This window comes from Variovorax paradoxus, assembly GCF_040544635.1.
Classification (GTDB): domain Bacteria; phylum Pseudomonadota; class Gammaproteobacteria; order Burkholderiales; family Burkholderiaceae_C; genus Variovorax; species Variovorax paradoxus_R.
This window is the reverse complement of record NZ_JBEPKJ010000014.1, coordinates 81,599-107,981: the sequence shown is the minus strand read 5'-3', so window position 1 is coordinate 107,981 and position 26,383 is coordinate 81,599. Positions and strand designations below refer to the sequence as shown.

General features: G+C 66.3%; 25 protein-coding genes. 14 read left to right on the top strand and 11 right to left on the bottom strand.

Annotated elements, in window-relative coordinates; all coding sequences use genetic code 11:
* Positions 1-3 precede the first annotated feature (3 nt).
* Positions 4-1,443, top strand: coding sequence for an MFS transporter (locus ABIC94_RS22320; protein WP_354375163.1), 1,440 nt, complete (start codon positions 4-6; stop codon positions 1,441-1,443).
* A 32-nt stretch (positions 1,444-1,475) separates the two neighbouring features.
* Here ABIC94_RS22320 and ABIC94_RS22315 read toward each other — a convergent pair whose 3' ends face one another.
* Entirely contained in the window at positions 1,476-2,759 is a 1,284-nt protein-coding gene (locus tag ABIC94_RS22315) for an SUMF1/EgtB/PvdO family nonheme iron enzyme (protein WP_354375162.1), read from the bottom strand.
* Between the two features lie 137 nt (positions 2,760-2,896).
* On the opposite strand from ABIC94_RS22315, the gene ABIC94_RS22310 reads away from it, so the two are divergent.
* The 3 genes from ABIC94_RS22310 (at position 2,897) to ABIC94_RS22300 (ending at position 5,500) form a co-directional block, all read left to right on the top strand.
* Positions 2,897-3,436 (top strand): TRAP transporter small permease subunit, encoded by a 540-nt coding sequence (locus tag ABIC94_RS22310; protein WP_354375161.1) that lies wholly within the window; start codon positions 2,897-2,899, stop codon positions 3,434-3,436.
* A 61-nt stretch (positions 3,437-3,497) separates the two neighbouring features.
* Entirely contained in the window at positions 3,498-5,024 is a 1,527-nt protein-coding gene (locus ABIC94_RS22305; protein ID WP_354375160.1) for a TRAP transporter large permease, read from the top strand.
* Between the two features lie 5 nt (positions 5,025-5,029).
* A complete protein-coding gene (locus ABIC94_RS22300; protein WP_354375159.1) occupies positions 5,030-5,500 on the top strand; it encodes a hypothetical protein in 471 nt (156 codons plus the stop codon).
* 83 nt (positions 5,501-5,583) lie between these two features.
* On the opposite strand, the gene ABIC94_RS22295 is transcribed toward ABIC94_RS22300, so the two are convergent.
* From ABIC94_RS22295 to ABIC94_RS22280, 4 genes are all read right to left on the bottom strand, one after another.
* Positions 5,584-6,666 carry a TRAP transporter substrate-binding protein gene (locus ABIC94_RS22295; RefSeq protein ID WP_354375158.1) on the bottom strand — a complete coding sequence of 361 codons (1,083 nt, stop codon included), beginning with the start codon at positions 6,664-6,666 and terminating at the stop codon, positions 5,584-5,586.
* Between the two features lie 91 nt (positions 6,667-6,757).
* Positions 6,758-8,641 (bottom strand): 1-deoxy-D-xylulose-5-phosphate synthase, encoded by a 1,884-nt coding sequence (gene dxs / locus ABIC94_RS22290; protein WP_354375157.1) that lies wholly within the window; start codon positions 8,639-8,641, stop codon positions 6,758-6,760.
* A gap of 39 nt (positions 8,642-8,680) precedes the next feature.
* Positions 8,681-9,595, bottom strand: a complete 915-nt coding sequence (locus ABIC94_RS22285; RefSeq protein ID WP_354375156.1) for a polyprenyl synthetase family protein — start codon at positions 9,593-9,595, stop codon at positions 8,681-8,683.
* The gene (locus ABIC94_RS22280; protein ID WP_354375155.1) at positions 9,592-9,858 is read right to left on the bottom strand and encodes an exodeoxyribonuclease VII small subunit; all 267 of its coding nucleotides are present in this window, start codon (positions 9,856-9,858) and stop codon (positions 9,592-9,594) included. The genes ABIC94_RS22285 and ABIC94_RS22280 overlap by 4 nt, the downstream gene beginning before the upstream one ends.
* A 291-nt stretch (positions 9,859-10,149) precedes the next feature.
* On the opposite strand from ABIC94_RS22280, the gene ABIC94_RS22275 reads away from it, so the two are divergent.
* The 8 genes from ABIC94_RS22275 to ABIC94_RS22240 all read left to right on the top strand — a co-directional run bounded on the left by ABIC94_RS22275 (position 10,150) and on the right by ABIC94_RS22240 (position 18,579).
* Complete coding sequence (locus ABIC94_RS22275; protein ID WP_354375154.1) at positions 10,150-11,292, top strand: aromatic ring-hydroxylating oxygenase subunit alpha; 1,143 nt, start codon at positions 10,150-10,152, stop codon at positions 11,290-11,292.
* 22 nt (positions 11,293-11,314) lie between these two features.
* Positions 11,315-12,232 carry a DMT family transporter gene (locus ABIC94_RS22270; protein ID WP_354375250.1) on the top strand — a complete coding sequence of 306 codons (918 nt, stop codon included), beginning with the start codon at positions 11,315-11,317 and terminating at the stop codon, positions 12,230-12,232.
* A gap of 37 nt (positions 12,233-12,269) precedes the next feature.
* Positions 12,270-13,178 (top strand): sulfurtransferase, encoded by a 909-nt coding sequence (locus ABIC94_RS22265; RefSeq protein WP_354375153.1) that lies wholly within the window; start codon positions 12,270-12,272, stop codon positions 13,176-13,178.
* Positions 13,175-13,759 (top strand): DUF2796 domain-containing protein, encoded by a 585-nt coding sequence (locus tag ABIC94_RS22260; RefSeq protein WP_354375152.1) that lies wholly within the window; start codon positions 13,175-13,177, stop codon positions 13,757-13,759. The genes ABIC94_RS22265 and ABIC94_RS22260 overlap by 4 nt, the downstream gene beginning before the upstream one ends.
* 85 nt (positions 13,760-13,844) lie before the next feature.
* Positions 13,845-14,519, top strand: coding sequence for an ABC transporter ATP-binding protein (locus ABIC94_RS22255; protein ID WP_436318081.1), 675 nt, complete (start codon positions 13,845-13,847; stop codon positions 14,517-14,519).
* Between the two features lie 10 nt (positions 14,520-14,529).
* Positions 14,530-15,792, top strand: a complete 1,263-nt coding sequence (locus tag ABIC94_RS22250; protein WP_354375150.1) for an ABC transporter permease — start codon at positions 14,530-14,532, stop codon at positions 15,790-15,792.
* Positions 15,793-15,796: 4 nt separating this feature from the next.
* On the top strand, positions 15,797-16,444 hold the full coding sequence (locus ABIC94_RS22245) for a DUF3299 domain-containing protein (protein WP_354375149.1): 648 nt from the start codon (positions 15,797-15,799) through the stop codon (positions 16,442-16,444).
* A 155-nt stretch (positions 16,445-16,599) separates the two neighbouring features.
* Positions 16,600-18,579 carry a DUF3300 domain-containing protein gene (locus tag ABIC94_RS22240; protein WP_354375148.1) on the top strand — a complete coding sequence of 660 codons (1,980 nt, stop codon included), beginning with the start codon at positions 16,600-16,602 and terminating at the stop codon, positions 18,577-18,579.
* A gap of 100 nt (positions 18,580-18,679) precedes the next feature.
* Here the strand turns inward: ABIC94_RS22240 and ABIC94_RS22235 are convergent, their stop codons facing one another.
* Entirely contained in the window at positions 18,680-19,453 is a 774-nt protein-coding gene (locus ABIC94_RS22235) for a helix-turn-helix domain-containing protein (RefSeq protein ID WP_354375147.1), read from the bottom strand.
* Between the two features lie 199 nt (positions 19,454-19,652).
* On the opposite strand from ABIC94_RS22235, the gene ABIC94_RS22230 reads away from it, so the two are divergent.
* The gene (locus ABIC94_RS22230; RefSeq protein ID WP_354375146.1) at positions 19,653-20,840 is read left to right on the top strand and encodes an NAD(P)/FAD-dependent oxidoreductase; all 1,188 of its coding nucleotides are present in this window, start codon (positions 19,653-19,655) and stop codon (positions 20,838-20,840) included.
* Here ABIC94_RS22230 and ABIC94_RS22225 read toward each other — a convergent pair.
* The 5 genes from ABIC94_RS22225 to ABIC94_RS22205 all read right to left on the bottom strand — a co-directional run bounded on the left by ABIC94_RS22225 (position 20,837) and on the right by ABIC94_RS22205 (position 24,920).
* A complete protein-coding gene (locus ABIC94_RS22225) occupies positions 20,837-21,052 on the bottom strand; it encodes a hypothetical protein (RefSeq protein WP_126749779.1) in 216 nt (71 codons plus the stop codon). The two genes, ABIC94_RS22230 and ABIC94_RS22225, sit on opposite strands and share 4 nt — an antisense overlap.
* A 133-nt stretch (positions 21,053-21,185) precedes the next feature.
* The gene (locus ABIC94_RS22220) at positions 21,186-22,118 is read right to left on the bottom strand and encodes a ZIP family metal transporter (protein ID WP_354375145.1); all 933 of its coding nucleotides are present in this window, start codon (positions 22,116-22,118) and stop codon (positions 21,186-21,188) included.
* 105 nt (positions 22,119-22,223) lie between these two features.
* Positions 22,224-23,123 carry a dienelactone hydrolase family protein gene (locus ABIC94_RS22215; RefSeq protein WP_354375144.1) on the bottom strand — a complete coding sequence of 300 codons (900 nt, stop codon included), beginning with the start codon at positions 23,121-23,123 and terminating at the stop codon, positions 22,224-22,226.
* A 132-nt stretch (positions 23,124-23,255) separates the two neighbouring features.
* Positions 23,256-23,993 carry an aspartate/glutamate racemase family protein gene (locus ABIC94_RS22210; RefSeq protein ID WP_354375143.1) on the bottom strand — a complete coding sequence of 246 codons (738 nt, stop codon included), beginning with the start codon at positions 23,991-23,993 and terminating at the stop codon, positions 23,256-23,258.
* Positions 23,994-24,032: 39 nt separating this feature from the next.
* Positions 24,033-24,920 (bottom strand): transporter substrate-binding domain-containing protein, encoded by an 888-nt coding sequence (locus ABIC94_RS22205; RefSeq protein WP_354375142.1) that lies wholly within the window; start codon positions 24,918-24,920, stop codon positions 24,033-24,035.
* Positions 24,921-25,154: 234 nt separating this feature from the next.
* On the opposite strand from ABIC94_RS22205, the gene ABIC94_RS22200 reads away from it, so the two are divergent.
* Complete coding sequence (locus ABIC94_RS22200) at positions 25,155-26,381, top strand: D-amino acid dehydrogenase (protein ID WP_354375141.1); 1,227 nt, start codon at positions 25,155-25,157, stop codon at positions 26,379-26,381.
* The last annotated feature ends 2 nt before the right edge of the window (positions 26,382-26,383 follow it).

Here is a 26,383-nt window from a genome sequence, read left to right as displayed (position 1 = left end):
CTCATGACGGCTGCGGTGCATAGCGATATTCCCGCCCGGCTCGACCGCCTCCCCTGGTCGCGCTGGCATTGGCGCGTGGTGATCGCGCTCGGCGTGGCGTGGGTACTCGACGGCCTCGAGGTGACGCTGGTCGGCTCGATCGGCGCCGTGCTCGAGCGGCCCGACACGCTGGGGCTCAGCGCCAGCGAGATCGGCTGGTCGGGCTCCATCTACATCGCGGGCGCGGTCATCGGCGCCCTGCTCTTCGGCCGTCTGACCGACCAGCTCGGGCGCAAGAAACTTTTCCTGGTGACGTTGGTGGTCTACACGCTGGGCACGCTGGCCACCGCGTTCTCGCCCAACTTCGCCTTCTTTGCGGTCTGCCGCTTCATCACGGGACTGGGCATCGGCGGCGAGTATGCGGCCATCAACTCGGCCATCGACGAGCTCATTCCGGCGCGCGTGCGCGGCCGCGTCAACCTGGCGATCAACGGCAGCTTCTGGATCGGCGCGGCGCTGGGTGCCGGGTTGAGCCTGGTGCTGCTCGATGCGCGCGTGATCGGCCCGGTATGGGGCTGGCGCGCAGGCTTCGCGCTGGGTGCGGTGCTGGCCGTGGCGATTCTGCTGGTGCGGCGCGATGTGCCCGAAAGCCCGCGCTGGCTGATGGCGCATGGCCGCGCCGACGAGGCACTGCGCATCGTCGAGACCATCGAAGCCGAGGTTCGTGCACAGCACGGCCCTCTGGCGGTGGCAGAAGGCCGCGTGGCCTACGCAGGCGGGCGCCACCACAGTCCGTCGATGCGCGAAGTGGCGCACGTGCTGCTGCGCCGCTACCGCGAGCGCAGCGTGGTCGCGGTGGCGCTGATGGTGTCGCAGGCCTTCTTCTACAACGCGATCTTCTTCACCTATGCGCTGGTGCTCACGCGTTTCTACGGCGTGGCCGACGACAACGTGGCGCTCTACATTTTCCCGTTCGCGCTTGGCAATGTGCTCGGGCCGCTGCTGCTGGGCCCGCTGTTCGACAGCGTGGGCCGGCGCAAGATGATCGCGCTGACTTATGTGCTCGCGGGCGTGGGGCTCGCACTCACCGGCTGGGCCTTCATGATGGGCTGGCTCGATGCGCGCAGCCAGGCGCTGTGCTGGTCGGCGGTGTTCTTCCTGGCCTCGGCCGCGGCGAGCTCGGCCTATCTCACGGTCAGCGAAGTGTTCCCGCTCGAGATGCGGGCCATGGCCATTGCGATCTTCTACGCCATCGGCATGGGTGCGGGCGGCTTCGTGGCGCCGGTGCTGTTCGGCGTATTGATCGAGACCGGCAGCCGGGGCGCCGTGATGGTGGGCTACGCCATCGGCGCCACGCTGGTCATCGTCGCGGGCCTGCTGGCGCTTCGCTACGCGGCCGATGCGGAGTGCAAGCCGCTGGAGGAAGTGGCGCCGCCGCTGTCGTCAGGTGACGGCGGCCATTGAAGCGACGCAAATGCGCGAGCGCCCGGGGCGAGTCACAGACTGCAAGTTCTGAAGCCGAAGAAACCGTCGTCGCGATCCGGCAAGGTGAACCCGCGGCGGCGCGGCGAACGCAGGCGCGCCCGGGTTGCAAACGACGCGCCGCGCAGCACGCGGGCCTGCCCGAATGCCGGTGTCGGATCGAACTCCCCTCCCCTGCTCCACGGATCGGCGCGAAAGCCAGGCCAGGGCCGCAGCGTGCCCGCCGTCCATTCATGCACGTCGGCCCAGCGAAAGCCGCGCCTTGCCGCGGTAAGCGCCGCAATCTCCCATTCGACCTCGGTCGCAATGCGCCGGCCGGCCCAGCGCGCCCAGGCGTCGGCTTCCCACCAGCTCAGGTGCACCGCGCTGTGATGTCCGGCCGCGCGCACGGTTGCACCGAAACGGTGCTGCAGCACCGAACCGCCGGTGCCGTGGCGCGCAGCGCCAATCTGCTCGACGTGGCGCGGCCCGCGCCGCCCGTCGATCTGCGAAGCCAGCCATCGCCAGCCCTGCGGATGCCAGAACTCCTTGCGGTCGTAGCCGCCTTCATCGACGAACTCGATGTACTGGTTCCAGGTGACGGGCTGCGCATCGATCTCGAATTCGGGCACGTCGACGCGGTGTGCGCCCTGCTCCTGCGCAAAGGCAAATCCGCAGCCCTCGGGCAGGCCGAGCTCCCACTGCGTGGCGGGCAGCACCAGCGGCTCGCGCGTCACGGCGATGGGCATCTGTTCGATGCCCAGGCGCAGCCCCAGGGTCTGCGCCATCACGATGAACTGCTCGCCGCGCAAGTCTTCATGGAACAGCGCAAGCCGGTAGAAGTACAGCCCCGGATCGGTTTCGGCCGCGTTCTCGAGCAGCTCCAGCGTGCTCTCCAGCGTTTCGAGCAGGTAGGCCTTGGTCTGGCCCAGGTCCGGCAGGCCGGGCGACCAGAGCTGCTCCCGCGTTGCCTGGGCCGGGTCCCACCAGCCGTCGGCTTGGGGGTCGATGGCGGCCAGCCGGGTCGGGCGCACCGGGCAATCGGCACCGAAGGCACGCTGCGTGTTGCGGCCGATCCACCATTCGGCAAACCAGCCGATATGCCCGGCCAGCCAGACCGGCGGCACCACGCCCGGGTCGGCAATGTCGTCCGTGCGCGGCACGGCAAGGGCGGACGAACCCAGTGCCTCCTCGTAAAGCGACAACAGGTGAAGCGTGTGGTTGCGCGCGTCGATGAGAGCCAGCGACAGCAGTTCGCGGCCGGCGCGCTGCATGTCGGGCGAATCGATGGAGTGCGGGGAAGAGAGCGGCGCAGCCATCGCTTCATTATGGTGCTCAGGGAAACCCCCCGATAGGCATCGGCGGCCGCCCGGCATGGCGGGCGTTAACATCGCAGGCTTTGTGCGGAATGCCCACAGGGCCGCACATTTTCGTCATCTGGTCGGGAGACTCCCCCTTGTCCGCACTTCTCAAGTTTTCGCTCTGGATGGACTGGATCAGCAGCCAGCTCGGCAAGGTTGCCGCATTCACGGTGCTCTCCGCGGCGCTGATTTCCGCTGGCAACGCCTTCGTTCGCTTCGGCCTCAACACCAGCTCCAACGCCTGGCTCGAGATCCAGTGGTACCTGTTCGCCGCCACGGTCATGCTCGGCGCGCCGGTGGTGCTCAAGCTCAACGAACATGTGCGCGTGGACATCATCTACGGCAAGCTCAAGGGCAACGGACCGGTCTACGTGGACCTGTTCGGCCTGCTCTGTTTTCTGCTGCCGGTGATGGGCATCATCGCCTGGCTCAGCTGGCCGCTCTTCTACAGCATGCTGCTGTCGGGCGAAATGTCGAACAACTCGGGCGGCCTGATTCGCTGGCCCGCCATGCTGCTGCTGCCGCTGGGCTTTGCCTTGATGTTCCTGCAGGGCGTCTCGGAGGTGATCAAGCGCATCGCCTACCTGAAGGGCCTGATCCAGATGGACACGCACTACGAAAAGCCGGTGCAGTGAACTGGACCCACCCCCGAAGCGGTAGCGCAGCGAACAAATAGAACTACAGGACAGCACAGATATGCAGATGGAAAATTTTGCGCCGATCATGTTCGGCGGGCTGGTGCTGATCATGCTGATCGGCTTCCCGGTGGCGTTCTCGCTGGCCGCGCTGGGCATGGCCTCGGGCTTCTTCGCGATCCAGATGGGCTGGTTCCCGGCGGTGTTCATGGAGAACCTGCCTATCAACATCTTCGGCATCCTGTCGAACGACCTGTTGCTGGCGATTCCGTTCTTCACCTTCATGGGTGCGATCCTCGAGAAATGCGGGCTCGCCGAAGACATGCTCGACTCGATGGGCCAGCTGTTCGGCACCGTGAGGGGCGGCCTCGGCTACTCGGTCATCATCGTGGGCTTCATCCTCGGCGCCATCACCGGCACGGTGGCGGGCCAGGTGATTGCCATGGCGCTGATCTCGCTGCCGGTGATGATCCGCTACGGCTACAACATGCGCTATGCCACCGGCGTGCTGGCGGCGTCGGGCACCATCACGCAGCTGGTGCCGCCTTCGCTGGTGCTGATCGTCATGGCCGACCAGCTGGGCCGCTCGGTGGGCGACATGTACCGCGGCGCCTGGGGTCCGTCGATCCTTCAGGTGCTGATCTTCGCGGGCTACACCTTCATGCTCGGCGTCATCAAGCCGCACCACATTCCGGGCATTCCCAAGAGCGCCCGCACGTTGAGCGGCGCCAAGCTGTGGGCCAAATGCCTGCGCGGCATCATTCCGTCGGCCATCCTGATCTTCGCCGTGCTGGGTTCGATGGGCGGCCTGCCGGGCATCGACACCGCCATTGCCACGCCCACCGAGGCAGGCGCCATGGGTGTGGTCGGCGCGCTGATCCTCGCGGCCATCCACAAGCGGCTGACGCTGGGTCTCATCTGGGAAGCCATGGTCGGCACCATGCGGCTCACCGCCATGGTGGTGTTCATCCTGATCGGCGCACGCGTGTTCTCGCTGGTGTTCCAGGGCGTGGACGGCGCCAAGTGGGTCGAGCACCTGCTGACGGGCCTGCCGGGCGGACAGATCGGCTTCCTGATCGTGGTCAACCTGTTCATCTTCTTCCTGGCCTTCTTCCTCGACTTCTTCGAGATCGCCTTCATCATCCTGCCGATGCTGGGCCCGGTCGCGGCCAAGCTGGGCATCGACCTGGTGTGGTTCGGCGTGCTGCTGTGCGTGAACATGCAGACCAGCTTCATGCACCCGCCATTCGGCTTTGCGCTGTTCTATTTGCGAGGGATAGCGGACACGCTGTTCAAGGAGAAACGGATCGCCAAACCTGTGTTGTCGAGCGACATCTACATGGGCGCGATTCCCTGGGTGCTGATGCAGCTGATCCTGGTCGCCATCGTGATCTTCGTGCCGCAGACGGTGACCATGTTCCTGCCCAAGGAAGAAAAGATCGATACCGACAAGGTGCAGATCGAGGTGCCGCTCGACGACATGAACCCGAACTCCGGCACGGACAGCGGCGCTGGCGAAAATCCCTTCGGCGATCCGCCCAAGGAAGAAGCACCGGCCGGTGCGGGCACCGAACCCGAGAAGAAGTAGGCGCCTTGGGTCCCGCACCGTTTCGTTTCGAGCCCTCGGGGGGCGATGCCGTCGAGGGCCAGGCGTTCTCGCTGCCCTTCAAGCTGCTGGCCACCGTGATCGTCGGCGGCTGCGCCTTCTGGCTGGCACAGCTCTGGTCTGTGGGCGCGCTGGGCAGCGCCAGGACGGGTGGCCTTGGCTGGTTCCTCGCCGGCATCGCGCTGATGGGCTGGACCTGGTTCCACATCATGACGAGCCGCACCCGCATCGACCGCAAAGGACTGCACCAGCGCTGGATCTGGGACAAGCACATGGAACTGGATGATCTCGCCTTCGGCAAGATGATCCGCGTGCGCGGGCTCGACTGGCTGATTGCGCCGCGGCTGTATGTGCGCACGCTGGTCGGCAAGTTCGCGGTGTTCTATGCGGCCACACCCGAACTCATTGCCGAATTCGAACGGCTCGTGGCCGAGCTCAAGCAGGCGCGCAGGCTCTGAACGCCCTCTTCGCGCAAACGTTCATCGAGCGCCCATAAAAAAACCGCGCAGTGCGCGGTTTTTTTGTGCGTCCTTGAAAAAGCTCAGAGCTTCACGGATTGCATGTAGTTGTCGAAGCGGCCTTCGGCAACGCGGAACCACGCCACCTGGTCGCGCTGGAACGTGAGGAAGTCGGCGTAGATCTTCTTCCATTCCGGGCTCTTGGCGGCGTTTTCTTCGTAGACCTGCAGGGAGGCCTTGAACGACGCGTCGAGAATTTCCTTGCTGAAAGGCAGCAGCTTGGTCTTGGCGCCAATCAGTTGCTTGAGCGCCGTGGGGTTGCGGGCGTCGTACTTGGCCAGCATGTCCTGCGAGGCCACGGCGGAAGCTGCCGAGATGATGGCCTTGTTCTCGGGCGACAGGGCATCGAAAGCCTTCTTGTTGATGAAGAAGTCGACCTCGGGGCCGCCTTCCCACCAGCCGGGGTAGTAGTAGTTGGGCGCAACCTTGTTGAAGCCGAGCTTCTGGTCGTCGTACGGACCCACCCATTCGGCGGCGTCGATCGTGCCCTTTTCCAGCGCCTGATAGATCTCACCGCCCGGAATGCTTTGCGGCACCACGCCGAGCTTGGTCATCACGTCGCCCACCAGGCCGCCGCCGAGGCGCATCTTCAGGCCCTTGAGGTCGGCGGGGGTCTTGATTTCCTTGCGGAACCAGCCACCCATCTGGGTGCCGGTGTTGCCGCCGTTGAAGCTCAGCATGCCGTAGGTGCCGTAGAACTCGTCCATCAGCTTGCGGCCGTTGCCGTGCATCATCCAGGCGGTCATCTGGCGTGCGTTCATGCCGAACGGAATGGCCGAACCGAGCGCAAAGGCGGGGTTCTTGCCGTAGAAGTAGTAAGGCACCGTGTGGCAGGCCTCGACCGAACCTTGCTGCACACCGTCGACCACGCCGAAAGCCGGCATCAGTTCGCCAGCCGCATGCACCGAGATCTCGAACTTGCCGCCCGACATGGCCTTGACCGCATTGGAGAAAACTTCGGCGCCGCCGTAGATCGTATCGAGCGGCTTGGGAAAGCTGGAGGCCAGGCGCCAGCGGACAGCGGCTTGCGCGTGGACTGCGGGCGCAATGCCTGCAGCGAGGACGCCAGCGATGCCAGCTTTCTTGATAAGGGAACGACGATCCATTGAGATTCACTCCGGGTGCATTGAAAAAACAAAGACGCGACTTGTGGTCGCATCGCGGGACTTTTGGGCCAGCGCGATTGTAAAAACCTGCTTACAACGTACCGGGGGGGGTTTTCCCTGCGGAAGGCGATGCGCCGAACCGCTGCGTGATCGATTGCTCGATGCCCTTCGCGTCGAGCCCGATGCTGGCCAGCAATTTCGCCGGATCGCCATGCTCGATGAAGCGGTCGGGCAGGCCCAGCTGCAGCACCGGCTTCTGCACGTTGGCCGCCTGCAACGCCTCGAGCACCGCGCTGCCCGCACCGCCCATGACGGCGCCCTCTTCAAGCGTGACGATGGCGTCGTGCGTGCCTGCCACCTGCAGCAGCAGTTCGACGTCGAGCGGCTTGGCCCAGCGCATGTTGACCACCGTGGCATCGAGCGGCTCGGCCGCGGTGAGCGCCGGGTACAGCAAGGTGCCGAAGGCGAGGATGGCGATGCGCTTGCCTTCGCGGCGCACTTCGCCCTTGCCGAATGGCAGCGCATCGAGCGCCAGGTGCGGCGTAACGCCGGCACCCGCCCCGCGCGGATAGCGCACCGCCACCGGATGGTTCTGCTCGTAGGCGCTCGACAGCAACTGGCGGCATTCGCGCTCGTCGGCCGGGCACGCAATGCTCATGTTGGGAATGCACCGCAAGAACGGAATGTCGTAGGCGCCCGCATGCGTGGCGCCGTCGGCGCCCACCAGGCCCGCACGGTCGAGCGCGAAAATCACCGGCAGGTTCTGGATTGCGACGTCGTGAATCAGCTGGTCGTAGGCGCGCTGCAAAAAGGTCGAATAAATGGCAACCACCGGCTTCAGGCCTTCGCAAGCGAGGCCGGCCGCGAAGGTGACGGCATGCTGCTCGGCAATGCCGACGTCGTAGTACCGGTCGGGAAAGCGCTGCTCGAACTCGACCAGCCCCGAGCCTTCGCGCATGGCGGGCGTGATGCCGACCAGCCGGCCATCGTGCGCCGCCATGTCGCACAGCCACTGCCCGAAGACCTGCGTGAAGGTCTGCTTGGCCACCGCGGCAGACTTGACCAGCCCCACCTGCGGATCGAACTTGCCGGGGCCGTGGTAGGCCACCGGGTCGGCCTCGGCCAGCTTGTAGCCCTGCCCCTTCTTCGTGACCACGTGCAGGAACTGCGGGCCGTCGAGGTGCTTGAGGTTTTCGAGCGTGGGCACCAGCGAATCGATGTCATGGCCGTCGATGGGGCCCACGTAGTTGAAGCCGAACTGCTCGAACAGCGTGGCCGGCACCACCATGCCCTTGGCATGCTGCTCGAAGCGCTTGGCCAGCTCGAACAACGGCGGCGCGGCGCGCAGCACGCTCTTGCCGACGTTCTTGGCGGCGGCGTAGAAGTTGCCGCTCATCAATTGCGCAAGGTAGCGGTTGAGCGCGCCCACGGGGGGGCTGATCGACATGTCGTTGTCGTTCAGGATCACCAGCAGCTTGCAGTCGCACACGCCGGCGTTGTTGAGCGCCTCGAAGGCCATGCCGGCCGTGAGCGCGCCGTCGCCGATGATGGCCACCGCATGGCGGTCTTCGCCCTTCTGCTTGGCGGCCATGGCCATGCCGAGCGCGGCCGAGATGCTGGTCGACGAGTGCGCGGTGCCGAAGGTGTCGTATTCGCTCTCGCTGCGCTGCGGAAAGCCCGAGATGCCGCCGATCTGGCGCAGCGTGGGCATGCGCTCGCGCCGGCCCGTGAGGATCTTGTGCGGATAGGTCTGGTGGCCCACGTCCCACACCAGCCGGTCGTGCGGCGTGTTGAACACATGGTGCAGCGCGACCGTGAGCTCGACCGTTCCAAGGTTGGAACTCAGGTGGCCGCCCGTGCGCGAGACGTTGTCGAGCACGCAGGCGCGCACTTCGTCGGACAGCTGCTTGAGCTGGGCCCGGTCGTATTGCCGGATCGGCGAGGGGTCGTGGAGCGTGGGAAGCAGCGGGGCCATGGGAGCGTCGTGGTTCTTCTTGTCCATCTGTTCAGCAGTTCATCGGTCGCGGTCGACGACCATGTGGGCCAGCGCGCGCAGTGCCGCGGTGTCGGCCAGGCCGCTGCGCTCCAGCGCCGCGAGCGATTCGGCGAGCAACTGCTTCGCCTGCGCACGCGCGCCGTCGAGGCCCCACAGCGATACGTAAGTGGGCTTGTCGGCGGCCGCATCCTTGCCGGCCGTCTTGCCGAGGGTTTGCGAATCGGCCGTCACGTCGAGGATGTCGTCGACCACCTGGAACGCCAGGCCGATGGCGGCGCCGTAGTCGCGCAGCGCAGCCAGCGCGGCGGGCGCCACTGTACCGGCGCAGGCCGCGCCCATCTCGACGCTGCCCTGCAGCAGTGCGCCGGTCTTCAGGCGGTGCATTTCGCGCAATTGCGCTTCGTTCAGCGCCAGGCCCACGCTGGCAAGGTCGATCGCCTGCCCGCCGGCCATGCCCTGGCTGCCCGCAGCGCGCGCGAGCAGGCGGCACAGCGTGGCCTGGGTGGATGCGGGAACCTCGTCGCCTTCGGGCGTCAGCAGTTCGAAAGCCAGGGCCTGCAAGGCATCGCCGGCCAGGAGCGCATCGGCCTCGCCGAATTTCACATGCACGGTGGGTTTGCCACGCCGCAGCACGTCGTTGTCCATGCTCGGCAGGTCATCGTGCACCAGCGAATAGGCATGGATGAGTTCGGTGGCGCAGGCCGCGCGCAGCGCCGCGGCTGCATTGCCGCCCACAGCCTCGCTCGCGGCCAGCACCAGCAAAGGCCGCAGCCGCTTGCCGCCGTCGAGCACGGCATAGCGCATGGCGTCGCCGAGCAGCACCGGGGCATCGACGCCGACCCAGCGCGACAGCGCCGCTTCGACCCGCGCCAGATGCGGTTCGCTCCAGCCGTTCAGCCGCGCGGCGTCCCAATCGGCCACAGCGGCGCTCATTCGGCCGTCCAGGGCTTGAGGCTCCCCGCGTCCAGCACCTTGATCTGGTCTTCGACCGCCTGAAGCTTTTCGCGGCAGAAAGCAAGCAACGCGGCACCGCGCTGATAGCTGCCAAGCAACTGGTCGAGGGGCAATTGGCCTGACTCGAGTTCTGCAACCAATTGTTCCAACTCCTGGAGCCCGGCTTCGTAGCTGGCCGGCAGCGGTCCGGTATCGGGCGTGGTTGCCGGGCTGGACGTGGCGGAAGAGGGGACCTTGGGCATGCGAGAGAACAAGTATGAAATTGGGCATTTTAGGGCGGGGAACCAAACGGGCGCCGGCCGCCCCGAAGCCATTGGCAGATGGCCGGCGAACCAACCGCCGCCATGGCCTGGACCGCGCGGAAGCGGCGGATAGAAAGCCGCGGGCACTGCGGTGCCCCCTTGGGTACAATCCTCAGTTCCCTTGCTGGCCACGCCGGCACAACTCTTCGGGCCGTCGCCCTTCCGGACTCCAGACGGCGCCTTCCGTTTTTTCTCCTTTTTCTCCCTGTGGGGAGCTTGGTCAGGTCCTCCATGTCTGATTTAAGTCTTCAACTGCAGCAGGCCACGAGCCAACTTCCAGTTTCCGCGTACTTCGACGAGTCGCTTTACGCGCGCGAAATGCAAACGCTGTTCGCGCAAGGCCCGCGCTACGTGGGCCACCGGCTCGCGGTGCCCGAGCTCGGCAACTTCCATACCCTGCCGCAGGAGCACCAGGGCCGCGCGCTGGTGCACACGCCCAAGGGCGTGGAACTCATCTCCAACGTGTGCCGCCACCGGCAGGCGCTCATATTGCAAGGCCGCGGCCAGCTCGACAACCAGACCGGCGGCAACATCGTCTGCCCGCTGCACCGCTGGACCTATGCGGCGAGCGACCCGCGCACCACAGGCACGCTGATCGGCGCCCCGCATTTCGAGCAGGACCCCTGCCTCAACCTGCACAACTACCCGCTCACGGAGTGGAACGGCCTGCTCTTCGAGCGCGGCGCAAACGGCGTGGGGCGCGACGTGGCGGCGGACATGGCCGAACTCGGCCCGCGCGCCGACCTGGACTTCACGGGCTACGCGCTCGACCGCGTCGAGCTGCACGAGTGCAACTACAACTGGAAGACCTTCATCGAGGTCTACCTCGAGGACTACCACGTCGGACCGTTCCACCCCGGCCTCGGCAGCTTCGTGACCTGCGACGACCTGCGCTGGGAATTCAATCGCAATTTCTCGGTACAAACCGTGGGCGTGGCCAACCGGCTCGGCCGCGCGGGCAGCCCCATCTATCAAAAGTGGCAAGAGCAGCTGCTCAAGTACCGCGAAGGCAAGCCGCCGAAGTACGGCGCCATCTGGCTCACCTACTACCCGCACGTGATGGTCGAGTGGTATCCGCACGTGCTCACGGTGTCGACACTGCACCCGGTGAGCCCCACGAAAACGCTCAACATGGTGGAGTTCTTCTACCCCGAGGAAATCGTCGCCTTCGAGCGCGAATTCGTCGAGGCCCAGCAGGCCGCCTACATGGAAACCTGTGTGGAAGACGACGAGATTGCCGAGCGCATGGACGCCGGCCGCCGCGCGCTGATGCTGCGCGGCGACGACGAGAGCGGCCCCTACCAGAGCCCGATGGAAGACGGCATGCAGCAGTTCCACGAGTGGTACCGCGGCGCAATGCAGAACAACGCCTGAGTCCATAGTGCAAGCACTCTGGATGGTGCTCGGCGCCTTCTTGTTCGCCACCATGAGCGTGGTCGTCAAGATCGCCTCGGCCTGGTTCAACAGCGGCGAGATGGTGCTCGGCCGCGGCCTGATCGGCATCGTGTTCCTGTGGCTGCTGGCGCGCAACCGCGGCGTCTCCATGGCCACCCGTTACCCCGGCATGCACGCCTGGCGCAGCACCATCGGCGTGGTGTCGCTCGGCGCCTGGTTCTATGCCATTGCCCACATGCCGCTGGCCACGGCCGTCACGCTCAACTACATGAGCAGTGTGTGGATCGCGGCCTTCCTGGTCGGCGGTGCGCTGCTGGCCTGGGTGCCGGTGCCCGGACGCGACGGCCGCGTCGAGCGGCCGCCGCTGCAGGGCACGCTCGCGCTGACCGTGCTCGCGGGCTTCGTGGGCGTGGTGCTCATGCTCAAGCCGAGCGTGGATGCGAGCCAGGGTTTCGCGGGGCTGCTGGGCCTGCTGTCGGGCCTCACGGCCGCATTTGCCTACATGCAAGTGGTGGCGCTGTCGCGTATCGGCGAACCCGAACTGCGCACGGTGTTCTATTTCGCGGTCGGCTCGGCCGTGGCCGGCGCTTTCGCCACGGCCGCCACCGGGTTTTCGGGCGGAGATTCGTGGACGTGGCAGCATGCGCTGTGGCTGCTGCCGATCGGCCTGCTTGCGGCCCTCGGGCAGCTTTGCATGACGCGCGCCTATGCCACTGCAAAGACCCAGGCCGGCACGCTCGTGGTGGCCAACCTGCAGTATTCCGGCATCGTCTTCGCGGCGTTCTACAGTGTGGTGCTGTTCGACGACCGCATCGACGCCGCCGGCTGGGCCGGCATGGCGCTCATCGTCGTGAGCGGCATCGCAGCCACCGTGCTGCGCCAGCGCGCGGTACCCAAGGCGCCGGCCGAAGAACACTGAACCGCATCGAACCTCATCGACAACGAAGGAGCCCGCCATGTACACCACCCTCGTCAGCGTCGAACAACTCCAGCAACTGCAAGCTGGCGACCTGCCCCTCATGGTTTTCGACTGCAGCTTCGACCTCATGAAGCCCGATGCGGGCGTGCAGCAATATGCCGCCGCCCATATTCCGGGCGCTGTGCATGCGAACCTCGACACCGACCTCAGCGCCAAACACGGCGTACCGGGCGCGCACGGGGACGTGGTGGTGGCCCAGGAAGACGGCGTACCGGCCTCTGGCGGACGCCATCCGTTACCGAGCCGCGAAAAGTTTGCGGCCTGGTTATCGAGCATCGGCTTTTCGAACGAGATGCAGGCCGTGGTGTACGACCGCAACGGCGCCAACTATTGCGGCCGGCTCTGGTGGATGTTGAAGTGGATGGGGCACGACGCAGTGGCCGTGCTCGACGGCGGCCTGCAAGCCTGGCAGGCCGCGGGCGGCGAAGTGACGAACCGGGAAGAACCGGCGCACTTCCAGTCGAACTTCGTGCCGGGCGAGCCGCTTGCAAAGCTCGTGACCACCGACATGGTGGCGCGCCGGCTCGGCCAGCCTGACCAGCAGCTGATCGACGCGCGGGCCGCCGCACGTTATCGCGGAGAGGTGGAACCTCTGGACCCGATTGCGGGTCACATCCCCGGGGCCCTCAACCGGCCCTTCGCCGAAAACCTCGGTCCCGACGGCAAGTTCAAGCCGGCATCGCAATTGCGTGCCGAGTTCGAAGCGATGCTCATGGGGCGCGATCCGGCGACGGTTGTCCACCAATGCGGCAGCGGCGTGAGCGCTGTGCCCAACCTGCTTGCGATGCAGATCGCGGGGCTTGGGACGACCGCGCTCTATGCCGGCAGCTGGAGCGAATGGAGCAACACGCCGGGGCTGCCGACCCGGCAAGGTGCAGAACCATGAAACACATCCGACTTCGACGACGCATTTCATCCGGACTCGCATTCGCAGCAGCGGCACTGTTCGCAGCGCCCTTTCTTTCAGCACAGGCCCAGCAGCAGCACGCGCATGTGCACGGCCAGATCAAGCTCGACGTGGCCATCGACGGCCCCACGGTGGTGATCGACATGGAGTCGCCGCTCGACAACATCGTCGGCTTCGAGCGCGCGCCCAAGACCGCTGCCGAGAAGAAAATAGCCGAAGACGCCATTGCCCAGTTGCGCGCGGCGGACAAACTCTTTGTTGTCGACCCCGCCGCCAATTGCAAGCTCGGCCCCGTCGACCTGCGCTCCAGCGCCCTGGGCCTCGGCAACCCCGACCCGAACGAACCGCCGGGCCATGCGGACCTCGACGCCACCTTCTCCTTCAATTGCACCAATGCGGCCGCGGCAAAGTTCATCGACGTGGGTCTGTTCGCCGCGTTCAAGGGCACGCGCCAGATCGATTCTCAGATTGCTTCGGCGCAGGGCCAGTTCAAGCGCCAGCTCAAGCGTCCGGCCGTCGCGCAGGCGAGCCAGCCCGTGCGCCTGAACTGGGGCAAGTGACACTGTGAGCACCGCCCCCCAGGCCGACACGCCGCCGCTGCGTGTCGTGCTCGCCGCCGAAGCGCTGCGCTTTGCGTGGCCCGGCATGAAAACGCCCTGCATCGACATCGAGGCCTTTCGAATCACGGCCGGCGAGCTGGTCTTTCTGCACGGCCCGAGCGGCTGCGGCAAGAGCACGCTGCTGTCCCTGCTGGCCGGCGTGCTGGTGGCCGACGAAGGCCGCGTCACGCTGCTGGGGCATGACTGGTCGAAGCTCTCCGGCGCCGCGCGCGATCGCTGCCGCGTCGCGCACGTGGGCTACATCTTTCAGCAGTTCAACCTGCTGCCGTATCTGAGCGTGCTCGACAACGTGCTGCTGCCGTGCCGCTTCTCGCAACGGCGCGAAGCCCAGGCCGCGCGCAACGGCAGTTCGCGCGGTTCACGTGAACAGGCGGAGCACCTGCTCGACCAGATGGGCCTCGACCGCAACCTGTGGAAACGGCAGGCCATGCGGCTTTCGGTCGGACAGCAGCAGCGCGTGGCCGCGGCGCGCGCGCTCATCGGCCAGCCCGAGGTGGTGATTGCCGACGAGCCCACTTCCGCGCTCGACGAAGACCGGCGCGAGGCCTTTCTCGACGTGCTGCTGACGGCCTGCGCAACCAACCAGAGCGCGCTCGTGTTCGTGAGCCACGACCAGCGCATTGCACAGCGCTTTGCACGCCATGTGCTGCTGCCCGACATCAATCGCGCCGCCACGGCCGCGATGGCGGTGGACGCATGAAGGTACGCCGATGAGTGCGCTTTTTTCCATTGCCTGGCGCAGCGCCTGGAACCGGCGCTTCACGCTCGCGCTCACCGTGTTCTCGATTGCGCTGTCGACCTTTCTGCTGCTCGGTGTCGAACGCATCCGCACCGAGTTGCGCGAGAACTTCGCATCGTCCGTCTCGGGCACCGACCTGATCGTGGGCGCGCGCACGGGCTCCACGCAACTGCTGCTGTATTCGGTGTTCCGCATCGGCGCGGCCACCAACAACATCTCGTGGAAGAGCGTGCAGGCCCTGGCCGCGCACCAGGGCGTCGACTGGGTGGTGCCGCTTTCTCTGGGCGATTCGCACCGCGGCTTTGCGGTGCTGGCCACCTCGCCCGAATACTTCACCCGCTTTCGCTATGGCGACCGCCAGTCGCTGAAACTGCGCGAGGGCAAGCCCTTCAGCGAACTGTTCGATGCGGTGGTGGGCGCCGAAGTGGCCGACAAGCTCGGCTACCACGTCGGCCGGAAGATCACGCTCGCCCACGGCAGCGGCGAACTCAACACGGCCGAGCATGCCGACAAGCCCTTCACGGTGGTCGGCGTGCTCGCACGCACCGGCACGCCGGTCGACCGCACGGTGCACATCGGCCTCGAAGCGATGGAAGCCATTCATCTCGAATGGGTGGGCGGCGCCCCGATGCCGGGCGTGAAGATCCCGGCCGAGCAGGTGCGCAAGTTCGACCTCACGCCCAAGAACGTGACGGCCGCGCTCGTGGGCCTGAAGAACCGCTCGGCCGTGTTCGGCGTGCAGCGCTGGATTTCCACCTACAACGGCGAACCGCTGATGGCCATCCTGCCCGGCGTGGCGCTCGACGAACTGTGGAGCGTGATCGGCATCGGCGAGAACGCACTGCTGTTGATGTCGGCGCTCGTCGCGCTGGTGAGCCTTGCGGGCCTTGTCTCGGTGGTGATGGCGGGCCTGAATGAAAGGCGGCGCGAACTCGCCGTGCTGCGCGCCGTGGGCGCCGGCCTGCGCCATGTGCTGGCGCTGCTCGCGCTCGAGGGCGCCATGGTCACCGTGCTGGGCGTGGCCTTCGGCGTGGTCATGGCGGTGCTGGGCATTGCCCTGCTCGCGCCATGGCTGCAGTCGCAGTTCGGGCTGACACTGAGCCTTTCAGAACCTACACTGAACGAATGGCTGCTGATGGCAAGCCTGCTGGTGGCGGGTTGGCTGGCCAGCCTGCTGCCTGGCATTCGTGCCTACCGGCTCTCTCTTGCCGACGGTCTCTCACCCAGGATTTGAAACCATGCGCATCGCAAAGAAAAACTCCACGCTCCGGGCTTTCACGCGGCTTTCGATACTGCTCGCCGGTGCCGGCCTCGCAGCCGCCACTTGGGCCGCCGACCCCGCGCCCAAGGACACGACCGCATCGAACCCGCTCGGCGGCAAGGCCGCACCGGCTGCACCTGCTGCTGCAGCCAAGGGCACACCGGGCCAGCCGCGCCAGATCACCTGGGAAGAACTGGTGCCCAAGGACTGGGACCCGGCCAAGGAATTCAAGGGCATGGACCTGAGTTCTCTCAACGACGGCGATCCGCGCGCCAATGAGCTGCTCATGAAGATGCAGGAGGTGTCGAACAACGCACCGACCAACCCCGCGATGAACGGCGCCGAAATAAAGATTCCGGGCTTCATCGTGCCGCTCGAGGAAGCCAAGGGCGAAGTGACCGAGTTCCTGCTCGTACCCTACTTCGGCGCCTGCATTCACACGCCACCGCCGCCGGCCAACCAGATCCTGCACGTGGTGTCGTCAAAGGGCGCCAAGTTCCGCGCCATGGACACCGTGTGGGTGACCGGCAAGCTGCAAACAATGCGCAACGACTCGATGATGGGCGTGAGCGGCTATCACGTGAACGCGACGAGCGTCACGAAATACGCGGGCGGCGCAAAGTAGGTTCCCTGGGGGCCTGTGGTTCTGCGCCGACAGCGCAGGCGGTGCAACACCGACACAGACCGTTTCATCGGCGATGCACGCTGGCGTCGTCGACACGGATGGCACGCCGTTGAAGAGTTTCGAGGGCGTGACCTCCGCCCCTACAGGAACTCCAGATGACAACATCATTCCGCCGCACACCGGTTACGCGGCTCCTGACGATCTCGCTGTGCATCGGCGCGCTCGCCATCGCCGGCTGCAACAAGACAAACGACACGCCTTCGGCCCCGGCACCGGCGCCAGCGCCCGCACCTCCAGCGGCTACCGCGCCCGCGCCTGCGCCGGCTGCCCCCACGCCCGCGGCCTACACACCGCCCTCGGCCGAGCAGCTCTACCAACTCGTCGCCCCCATCGCGCTGTATCCCGACAAGCTGGTGGCGCAGGTGCTGGCCGGCTCCACCTATCCCGACCAGATCACCGCCGCGCACGGCTGGCTGGCACAGAACGCGGCACTCAAGGGCGGCCCGCTCGCCGATGCGGCCAACCAGCAGCCTTGGGATCCGAGCGTCAAGTCGCTCACCGCATTCCGCCCGGTGCTGGGCCAGATGGCCGGCAACATCGCGTGGACCGACGCACTCGGCCAGGCCTACTACAACGATCCGGCCGACGTGATGAACGCGATCCAGGTCATGCGCCAGCGCGCATCGGCGGCGGGCCGGCTCAAGAACAACGACAAGCTGCGCGTCGCCAGCGCCGCGACACCGCGGAACTACACCCCGGCGCAGGACATACAACCCGTCTATGCCGGCCCCGCCATGGTCGAGGCGCCTCCGCAGTTCATCACCATCGAGCCCGTGCAGCCCGACGTGGTGTACGTGCCGAGCTACGACCCGCAGCGCATCTACGGCGAGCCCGTGCCCGTTTACCCCGGCTACGCGTATGCCCCGCCCGTCGAGACTGCGCCGGGCTACAGCCGCGGCCAGATGGCGGCGGCCGGTGCGTTCACCTTCGGGCTCGGCGTGGTCGTGGGCGCCGCGCTCGAACGCCACGACTGGGGCTGGCGTTCATGGGACATGAACTGGGGCGCACCGCGCTACCGTGATCGCGACCGCACGGTGCAGCCCGCCTATGCCCGGCCCGCGGTGGTCTACAACAACAGCACCTACATTTCGCGCTCGACGACGGTGGTGAACAACGTGCGCAACGTCTACAACAACAACAACGCCCCGCGCGGCATGCCGCCTGGCGCTCCCGCGCCCAATTTCGCGGGCGGGCCCGCTCCTGGCGTGGCTCAGCAACAGAACGCCCAGCTGGCGCAGCAACAGCAACAGCAGCAGCAACTACAACTGCAGCAGCAGGCACGACAGCAGCAAGCCTTCATGCGGCAGCAGCAGGAGCAGCAACAAGCCGCGCAACAGGCCCAGCAGTTGCAGGGACGCCAGCGCCAGCAAGAACAGCAGGAGCGGCAGGCACGCCTTCAGCAGCAGCAACAGCAGCAAGACCGGTTGCAGCGCCAGCAAGCGCAACAGGCGCAACGACAGGAGCGGCAACAGGCGCGCAACACCCAACAGCCGCCGCCGCAGGCCCTGCTTCAACAACAACAACAACAGCAACAGCAACAGCAACAGCAACAACAACAGCAAGAACAGGCACGGCGGCAGCAAGCCCAGCAACAGCAGCAACAGGCACGCGCAGCCAGCCTGCAGGCTCAACAACAGCAGCAGCAACGCGCAGCGCAGGAGTCTCAGCAACAGAGGTCGTCGGCGCAGCAGGAGCAATCACGGCGCCAGCAGATGCAGCAACAACAAGCGCAGCAACAGGCCCGTGTGCTCCAGCAGCAGCAGGCTCAACAGCAACAGGTGCAACGGCAGCAGGCACAGCAACAGGCCCGGCAACAACAGCAGCAAGAGCAGATGCGCCAGCAGCAGCAACAACAGGCGCAGGCGGCGCGCCAGCAACAGCAGGCGATGCAACAACAGCACCAGCAACGCCAACAGCAGCAGGCACAACAGCAACAGCAACAGCAGCAACAACAGCAGCAGATCCGCCAGCAACAGCAACAGGCCCAGCAGCATGCGGCCACGGCCGCCGCTGCAGCGGCGGCTCATCGCCGCCCATCCGGCCGCCCCGGCGAACCGCCCAAAGAGCAGCCCTGAGAGATCGGCCGCCGCGACGCCCGTCCCTCCGGCCTCTTTCTTCTCGGCGCCGCCTGGATTCCGGCGCAAGCCGACAACACCAGGACAGCGCGGCGAGGCGTCAGGCTCCGCGGCCTCGCGGGGCTTTCTTTGTTGCGACTGCCGGCTTGGGCTTGGCTCTGGCTTTGGTGGATTCGGCTTTGGGCGACACCTTGCCGACCGGCCCGGATGCAGGCGCCTCGCGCGCCGATTTCATGTGGCCGCTCTCGGCCGTGGTCATGCCCACGATCTTCGCGAGCTGCCGGCTGACGCTCACATACGCATGGCCGATGCGGCTGTCGAAGTACAGCGAGTCGCCGCGCGCGAGCCGCACGACCTTGCCGTTGTCGAAGTGCACTTCGATTTCGCCGGACAGCACATAGGCGAATTCCTCGCCCGCATGCCGCACGAAGTCTTCGGAGCCATGGATGCGGCGCGCATGCACGGTGCCGACGATCGGGCTCATCTGCTTGCCGGCTGCCGTGGTGCCCAGGAATTCGTAGGCGATCGACAGGCCGCGGTACACCACGCCTTTGCCCGCGCGGGTGACGACCGGCCCGTCGAGCTGCGCGGGCTTGACGCCGGCGCCCGCGAACATCGCGTTCATGTCCATCTCCAGCGCGCGGCCGAGCGCGGTGAAGTTCTCGTACCCGAGCGCGAGCTGGCCGCGCTCCGCGCGCGAGATGGTGGTGATCGACACGCCCGAGCGCTCGGCCAGTTGCGCCAGCGTCCAGCCGAAGCGCTTGCGCGCGGTGCGCAGGCGGTGGCCGAAGGTGGTGCGGTCCAGCGCCGGCTGTTCGTCCTTCGGCTTTGTCCCCGGCTTGGCTCCCGGCTTGTTGCCCGTGTGTGGGTTCACGCTTGGCTCTCTCTTGTAGTGCATCGCGATTCTGCCAGTCCGATGCCCCAATCCGGGCCCCGGCGTTCGTAGTCCATGCACGAAAATTGCGTATGCGCAAATTGCGCCAACGCAAATCTCACCGACATGATGCGGCTCGCTTCTATTGATGGATTGCGATAAATTTGCGTATACGCAAATTTCTACCTAAACTCCACCAATGACTTCCAACACACCTGTGCCCGTTGCGGCCGACTACCTCGTGATTGGCGGCGGCATTGCCGGTGCCTCGGTGGCCTACTGGCTCGCGCCGCATGCCCGCGTGATCCTTCTGGAACGCGAAGCCCAGCCGGGCTATCACTCCACCGGCCGCTCGGCCGCGCTCTTCATGGAAAGCTACGGTACGGCGCAGGTTCGTGCCCTCACCATGGCGAGCCGCGCCTTTCTCGAACACCCGCCCGAGGGCTTTGCCGAACACCCGCTGCTCACGCCGCGCGGCGCCTTGATGGTGGCGGACGCCGACCATGTGGCCGAGCTCGAAGCCCACTGGGACGTGCTGCGTGCCATGAACACGAGCGCGAAACGGCTCAGCAGCAAAGAGGCGCTCGAGATGGTGCCGGTGCTGCGGCCCGGGCAGGTGGCGGGCGGCGTCTACGAGCCCGATGCGTCCGACATGGATGTGCACGCCATTCACCAGGGCTATCTGCGCGGCATGCGGCAGGCTGGCGGCAAGCTGGTGTGCGATGCCGGCGTGACGGCGCTCGAACGCATCGGCGACCGCTGGCGCGTAACGGCGGGCGGCGCCGTCTACGAAGCACCGGTGGTGATCAACGCGGCGGGCGCGTGGGTCGACGCCATTGCGCAAATGGCGGGGGTGCGGCCCATCGGCATCGAGCCGCGCCGCCGCTCAGCCTTCATTTTCGCGCCGCCCGAGGGCAGCAATGTCGCGCACTGGCCGATGGTGTTCAGCGCCGACGAAGGCTGGTACATCAAGCCCGATGCCGGCATGCTGCTCGGCTCGCCGGCCAATGCCGACCCGGTCGAGCCGCAAGACGTGCAAGCCGAAGAGCTGGACATCGCCTTCGCCATCCACCGCATCGAGGAAGCCACCACGCTCGCCATCCGCCGCCCGACCCGCACCTGGGCCGGCCTGCGTTCATTCGTGGCCGACGGCGACCTGGTGGGCGGTTTCGAGCCCGAGGCGCCCGGCTTTTTCTGGCTCGCGGCTCAGGGCGGCTACGGCATCCAGACTTCGGCGGCGATGGGCGAGGCGTGCGCGGCGCTCGCACGCGGATTGCCGGTGCCGGAGCGCATTGTGGGCTTCGGGCTCACGGCCGAAATGCTCGGTCCGCAGCGCTTGCGTACGGCGGCTGCAGCAACTGGCGAAGGGTCGTCGAAAGCGGCTTAGTCGGGCGCGTTCATCACCCGGGCAAACTCTTCGTCCGCGGGCACGTTGTCGGCGTCGAGTTCGCTGGCGTCTGTCAGGTCGATGCCGGTTGCATCCGACAGGTCGTCGGCGGCTTCCGATTCCGATTCTTCGAAGTCGTCGACAGGCGAATCGTCGTCGTCATCTTCGGGCGATGGCGGAGCGGGGCGCTTCTTGGCGTCGACGTTGTTCATGATCGGTTCCTCGGCGATGGGATGAGCGAGACATTCGTCAGACCCCCAATGTTGCACCTCTTTCAGGTGCCGTGCCTCAATTCCCCGGAACAGCGTCGGTTTCGGAACGTATCCATCCAGCCGGCGCTATGGGTCAGTCCTTGTGCGCCGGGGCCCCTTCGCCCTCGTGAGCATGGCCGTGCTCCGCGTGGCCGTGTTCCGCGTGGCCATGATCGTGCTCGCCGTGCGCAAGCCGGCTCACGAGCGTGACGAGCGCAATGCCCACGACCAGCCACGCGATCTGTGCCGCGGTCTGCCGCGCGGGCAGGCGCTTTTGCAACTGGGGAATCAGGTCGGCCAGCGCCACGTAGACGAAACTGCTGCTGGCCAGCACCAGGAAGTACGGCAGCCAGCCGTGCAGCTGATCGACCAGCCACCACCCCACGATGCCGCCGAGCATGGTCATGGTGCCTGCGAGCGACACCTTGATCAGCGCCGCGCGCTGGTTGGCCGAACTCTGCCGCAGCACGACCAGGTCGCCGATGTGGTGCGGAACCTCGTGCGCGAGCACGGCAATGGCCGCCACCAGGCCGAGGCGCATGTCCGCGATGAAGGCCGATGCAATCAGGATGCCGTCGCCGAAGCAGTGCACGCTGTCGCCGGTAAGCACCGCCCAGCCGCCGCCCGAGCGAGGCGCGTGGCTGTGTGAATGGCCGTGGTCATGGCCGTGATCGTGATCGTGCGCATGCTCCCCCGCCTTGTGCCCGACAGGTCCGGGCACCGGGTTGCCGTGGTGATGCTCATGGCCGTGGTGCCAGAGTTCGGCCTTGTCGAGCAGAAAAAAGAACACCAGCCCGAACAGCAGCGCGCCGAACAGCCGCGCAGGCTCGATGCGGCTTTCGAAAGCTTCGGGCAGAAGGTGCATGAACGCCGTGGCAAGCAGCGCCCCCGCGGCCAGGCTCAGCAGGTGCTGCGAATTCACCCCGCCCGAGCCGCTGCGCACGCCCACGCGCAAGAGCAATGCGGCCAGCCACACGCTTCCGATGCCGGCAACCAGGGTCGCCGCGATGATCACTATCAAATTCATAGCTGCTTGCGCAATGTCGATGGGCACCAATGCCCGATATCGTTCATAAAAAGAGAAAGGCCGTCACGGGGACGGCCTTCGGCGGCGAGTGGCTACAAGCTGTCGTCAGACGACACCATTGGCTTTGAACCAGGCCGTGGCGCGCTGCCATCCGTCATCGGCCGCGCTTTTCACATAGCTGGGGCGGTAGTCGGCATGGAACGCGTGGCCTGCTTCGGGATACACGACGAAGCTCGAAGCCTTGGCAGCCGGAGTTCCATTTGCCAACGCTGCTTTCATCTTATCAACCGTGTCAAGGGGGATGCCTTGGTCTTTTCCGCCGTACAAACCGAGCACGGGCGCCTGCAGGCTGGCCGCGACGTCGACGGGGTGCCTGGGCGTCAGTTCGCTCGGCTGCCCGACCAGGCGGCCGTACCAGGCCACGCCGGCCTTGACCTTGCCGGTGGCGGCATAGAGCCACACGATGCGGCCGCCCCAGCAGAAGCCGGTGATGCCGGCCTTGGCAACATTGCCGCCGTTGGCCGCGGCATACGCCAGCGCGCCGTCGAGATCGGCCATGACCTGCGCATCGGGCACCTTGGTGACGATGTCGGCCTGCAGCTTGGGAATGTCGGTGTAGCCGCGCGGATCGCCCTGCCGCGCATAGAGCTCGGGGGCAACGGCCAGGTAGCCGAGCTGGGCGAAGCGGCGGCAGGTGTCGGCGATGTATTCGTGCACGCCGAAGATTTCCTGGATCACCAGGATCACCGGCAGGCCCGTCTTGCCGGCCGGCGCGGCCGCATAGGCGGGCACCTCGAAACCGTTGACGGTGTACTTGATCGGCCCGGCCTTCAGGCCCTCGGCCGAGGTGCTGATGGCGGTCTGTGCCACGACCGGCATCACGGCGGCCGCATAGCCCACGCCGATGGCGGCCTTGAGCGCGGTGCGGCGCGTGGCGCCCTGCTCTGTGCTCTCGCCGGGGCGAAGCGAATCGAAATCGGAACGGCTATCGTCGCGAAGGGACATGGGAAGGGCTCCAGTTGAATCGTCGAACAAAGGGGCATGCGCGAAAACGCACGCCGCAATGTAGGCGAATTCAGCCCGGCCTGTATGCGACCGGCCTGCATATCAACAGGGTCGCTGTGTGACCTAAAGTCTTCAGTCGCAATAGGCGCGGCGCGCCAATGCGGCGGCCAGCACCTGCGCCGGATCGACCAGGCTCAGCCCGGCCACGGCGGCCGAACCCTGCAGCCCGAGCGGCACCTCGGTGCAGCCCATGATGATGGTGACCGGCCCGTGGCGTTCCGCGAGCCGCAGCGCCACCTGCGAAAAACATTCTTCGGCGAGGCGCATGTTGCCGGCCTTCACGCCGTCGAAGATGCCGCGCGTGATGATGCGGCGTTCTTCTTGCAGCGGCACATGGCAATCGAGCCCCGCCTCGGCCAGCGCCTGCTCGTAAAGCCGGACGCGGTAGGTGCCCTCGGTGGCCATCAGCGCAACGTTGCCCGCACCCTGCGCGGCAAGGTGCTGCGCCACCTCGCGCGCCATGTGCAGCAATTCCACTTGAGGAAAACGTTCCTGCAGCCGGGCGTGCCAGGCATGCGCGGTGTTGCAGGCAATGGCCACGGCCTGGCTGCCCAAGGCGGCAAGACGCCCGAGCGCCTGCAGCATCGGCTCGAGCGGCTGGTGCGCGCCGCTCTCCGCCGAGCCCAGCGCGTCCGTGCGGTCGGGCACCGGCACCTGCGCCAGCCAATGCTCCGGAAAAGACTGGTCCCGCACCGGCTCCCCGCGTGCCTGCATCTGCTGCGCACAGGCCTGCACGAACAGCCGGACGAAGTCGGCCCCCGCGGCAGGGCCCATGCCGCCCAGAATGCCAACTACGTTCGTCGAAACCATGGTCTTTCCTGAAATGCGCGCGCAGCCTGGGAGCGAAGCTCAGGTCGCTGGCTTGTCCGAAGGCGTCTTGATGTTGTCCTTGAGCTGCTGGCTCATGGGCAGGTTCAGCGGCATGTTCTTCGGCGGGATCGGCGACATGAACCACTTGGTATAGAGCTTCTCGAACTCGCCGCTCTTCATCATGCCGGTGAAGGTGTCGTCCACCAGCTTCTTGAAGGCCGGGTCGTCCTTGGGCAGCATGCAGGCATAGGGCTCTACCTGCAGCGCCTCGCCCACCACCTCGTAGTCGGCCGGGTTCTTGGCGTTGGCGATCAGGCCGAACAGCAGGATGTCGTCCATCGCAAAGGCCACGGCGCGGTCGCTTTCCACGAGCAGGAAGGCGTCGGCGTGGTCCTTGCCGAGCACGATGTCCATGTCGAGATTTTTCTCGGTGTTGTACTTGCGCATGACCAGCGCATTGGTGGTGCCGGTGGTGCTGGCCACCGTCTTCTTCGACAGGTCGGCGTAGTCCTTGATCTTGGAAGACTTCTTCGTCAGCAGGCGCGTGCCGGTGTAGAAATGGTTGACGGCAAAGGCCACGTCCTTGCCGCGCGCGCTGTTGTTGGTGGTGGAGCCGCACTCCAGGTCGACGGTGCCGTTGGTAATCAGCGGAATGCGGTTCTGCGAGGTAACGGGCATCAGCTGCACCTGCAGGTTGGGCTTGTTGAGCTTTTTCTTCACCGCCTCGACCACGGCGTTGGAGAGTTCGACCGAGAACCCGATCGGCTTGTTGGGGCCGTCCAGATAACTGAAGGGCACCGACGACTCGCGGTAAGCGAGCGTGATCTTGCCGGACTCGGCGATCTTGGCCAGCGTGTCGGCGGCTTGGACGCCGGTGGCGGTAAGCAGCACCACGGCAGCGGCGGCCATCAATGCGGAGAGTTTCATGCGAGCCTTCTTCAGTTGATTGAACGGAACGGACAGTGTAAGAAGGAGTGACACATCGCGACAATTCCAAATGAACCCTAGGCCATACCCAAAGGTTATGGGTTAGGAAAGAGCGAGGGGCCAGGGCATGCGCTTTGGCTATGGGCCACCGCGCTTTTGGCATTTCCGGGCATTCGCGCGGCCCCCTACATTCACCGCTTCCTCTCTTTGTCCTCTCTTCGGAAAGTTGCCTCCATGCATGTGTGTGTGCTCGGCGCCGGCATCGTGGGCCTGGCGACCGCCTGGCAGCTCGAACGCCGGGGCCATCAGGTCACGGTGATCGATCGCGCGACGCCCGGGGCTGGTGCGAGCGGCGGCAATGGCGCCCAGCTCAGCTATTCGTATGTGCAGCCGCTCGCCGACGCGTCGATCTGGCGGCAATTGCCCAAGCTGCTGCTTTCGCCGAGTTCGCCCCTCAAGCTGCGGCCCCAGCTCGATCCGTTGCAGTGGCGCTGGGGCCTGGAATTTCTTGCCGCCTGCAATGCCGAGACTTCGCGCGACACCACCTCGCAGCTGCTGGCACTTGCCGCATCGAGCCGCGCCGAGTTCGAAACCATGCGGGCCGAACTGTCGCCCGATTGCGACTTTTCCGCGACCGGCAAGCTGGTGCTCTACAGCAATGCATCGTCGCTCGAAAGCGCGCGGGCCCAACTCGAGCTGCAGCGCACCATGGGCAGCAAGCAGCGCATGGTCGCGCCGCATGAATGCGTGGCGATCGAGCCCGCGCTCGAAAGTTACCGCAGCCAGATTGCGGGCGCGGTCTACACGCCGAGCGAATGCGCAGCCGACTGCCTCAAGGTATGCGCCGAACTCATGGGTGCGCTGCGCGCGCGCGGCGTGCGCTTTCTGCTCGGCACCGACGTGCACGGCTTTGCGCACGATGGCGCACGGGTGGCCGCGGTGAAATCCAGCGAAGGCGACATCAAGGCCGACGCCTTCGTGATGGCCCTGGGCTCGGCCTCGCACAAGCTCGGGCGTGCACTCGGCGCCTATCTGCCGGTGTACCCGCTCAAGGGCTACAGCATCACGGTCGAGGTCGATCCTTCGCCCGGCGCCGCGCCCCGCGTGAACGTGACCGACAGCGCACGCAAGGTGGTGTTCGCGCGCATCGGGTCGCGCCTGCGGGTGGCGGGCATGGCCGAACTCGTGGGGCACGACGCGAGCATTCCGGCCACGCGCATCGAGACGCTGGCAGCCGCGACGCGTGCGGTGTTTCCGCATGCGAGCCGGCTGGAAGATCTGCACCCGTGGACCGGCATGCGGCCCGCCACGCCCAAGGGCCTGCCGATCATCGGCCGGCTCGCGAGCGCGCCGTCGAACATGCTGTTCAACACCGGGCACGGTGCGCTGGGCTTCACGCTGGCCTTCGGCTCCGCACGGCGGATTGCCGAAGCACTGGAGCCCGCGGCGGCATTGGCTTGAAA

Coding starts and splice junctions, on each gene's coding strand:
- ABIC94_RS22320 (WP_354375163.1), top strand. CDS start 4: ATGACGGCTGCGGTGCATAGCGATATTCCCGCCCGGCTCGACCGCCTC.
- ABIC94_RS22315 (WP_354375162.1), bottom strand. CDS start 2,759: ATGGCTGCGCCGCTCTCTTCCCCGCACTCCATCGATTCGCCCGACATG.
- ABIC94_RS22305 (WP_354375160.1), top strand. CDS start 3,498: ATGCAGATGGAAAATTTTGCGCCGATCATGTTCGGCGGGCTGGTGCTG.
- ABIC94_RS22295 (WP_354375158.1), bottom strand. CDS start 6,666: ATGGATCGTCGTTCCCTTATCAAGAAAGCTGGCATCGCTGGCGTCCTC.
- dxs (WP_354375157.1), bottom strand. CDS start 8,641: ATGGCCCCGCTGCTTCCCACGCTCCACGACCCCTCGCCGATCCGGCAA.
- ABIC94_RS22285 (WP_354375156.1), bottom strand. CDS start 9,595: ATGAGCGCCGCTGTGGCCGATTGGGACGCCGCGCGGCTGAACGGCTGG.
- ABIC94_RS22280 (WP_354375155.1), bottom strand. CDS start 9,858: ATGCCCAAGGTCCCCTCTTCCGCCACGTCCAGCCCGGCAACCACGCCC.
- ABIC94_RS22275 (WP_354375154.1), top strand. CDS start 10,150: ATGTCTGATTTAAGTCTTCAACTGCAGCAGGCCACGAGCCAACTTCCA.
- ABIC94_RS22270 (WP_354375250.1), top strand. CDS start 11,315: ATGGTGCTCGGCGCCTTCTTGTTCGCCACCATGAGCGTGGTCGTCAAG.
- ABIC94_RS22265 (WP_354375153.1), top strand. CDS start 12,270: ATGTACACCACCCTCGTCAGCGTCGAACAACTCCAGCAACTGCAAGCT.
- ABIC94_RS22260 (WP_354375152.1), top strand. CDS start 13,175: ATGAAACACATCCGACTTCGACGACGCATTTCATCCGGACTCGCATTC.
- ABIC94_RS22255 (WP_436318081.1), top strand. CDS start 13,845: ATGAAAACGCCCTGCATCGACATCGAGGCCTTTCGAATCACGGCCGGC.
- ABIC94_RS22250 (WP_354375150.1), top strand. CDS start 14,530: ATGAGTGCGCTTTTTTCCATTGCCTGGCGCAGCGCCTGGAACCGGCGC.
- ABIC94_RS22245 (WP_354375149.1), top strand. CDS start 15,797: ATGCGCATCGCAAAGAAAAACTCCACGCTCCGGGCTTTCACGCGGCTT.
- ABIC94_RS22240 (WP_354375148.1), top strand. CDS start 16,600: ATGACAACATCATTCCGCCGCACACCGGTTACGCGGCTCCTGACGATC.
- ABIC94_RS22230 (WP_354375146.1), top strand. CDS start 19,653: ATGACTTCCAACACACCTGTGCCCGTTGCGGCCGACTACCTCGTGATT.
- ABIC94_RS22225 (WP_126749779.1), bottom strand. CDS start 21,052: ATGAACAACGTCGACGCCAAGAAGCGCCCCGCTCCGCCATCGCCCGAA.
- ABIC94_RS22220 (WP_354375145.1), bottom strand. CDS start 22,118: ATGAATTTGATAGTGATCATCGCGGCGACCCTGGTTGCCGGCATCGGA.
- ABIC94_RS22215 (WP_354375144.1), bottom strand. CDS start 23,123: ATGTCCCTTCGCGACGATAGCCGTTCCGATTTCGATTCGCTTCGCCCC.
- ABIC94_RS22210 (WP_354375143.1), bottom strand. CDS start 23,993: ATGGTTTCGACGAACGTAGTTGGCATTCTGGGCGGCATGGGCCCTGCC.
- ABIC94_RS22205 (WP_354375142.1), bottom strand. CDS start 24,920: ATGAAACTCTCCGCATTGATGGCCGCCGCTGCCGTGGTGCTGCTTACC.
- ABIC94_RS22200 (WP_354375141.1), top strand. CDS start 25,155: ATGCATGTGTGTGTGCTCGGCGCCGGCATCGTGGGCCTGGCGACCGCC.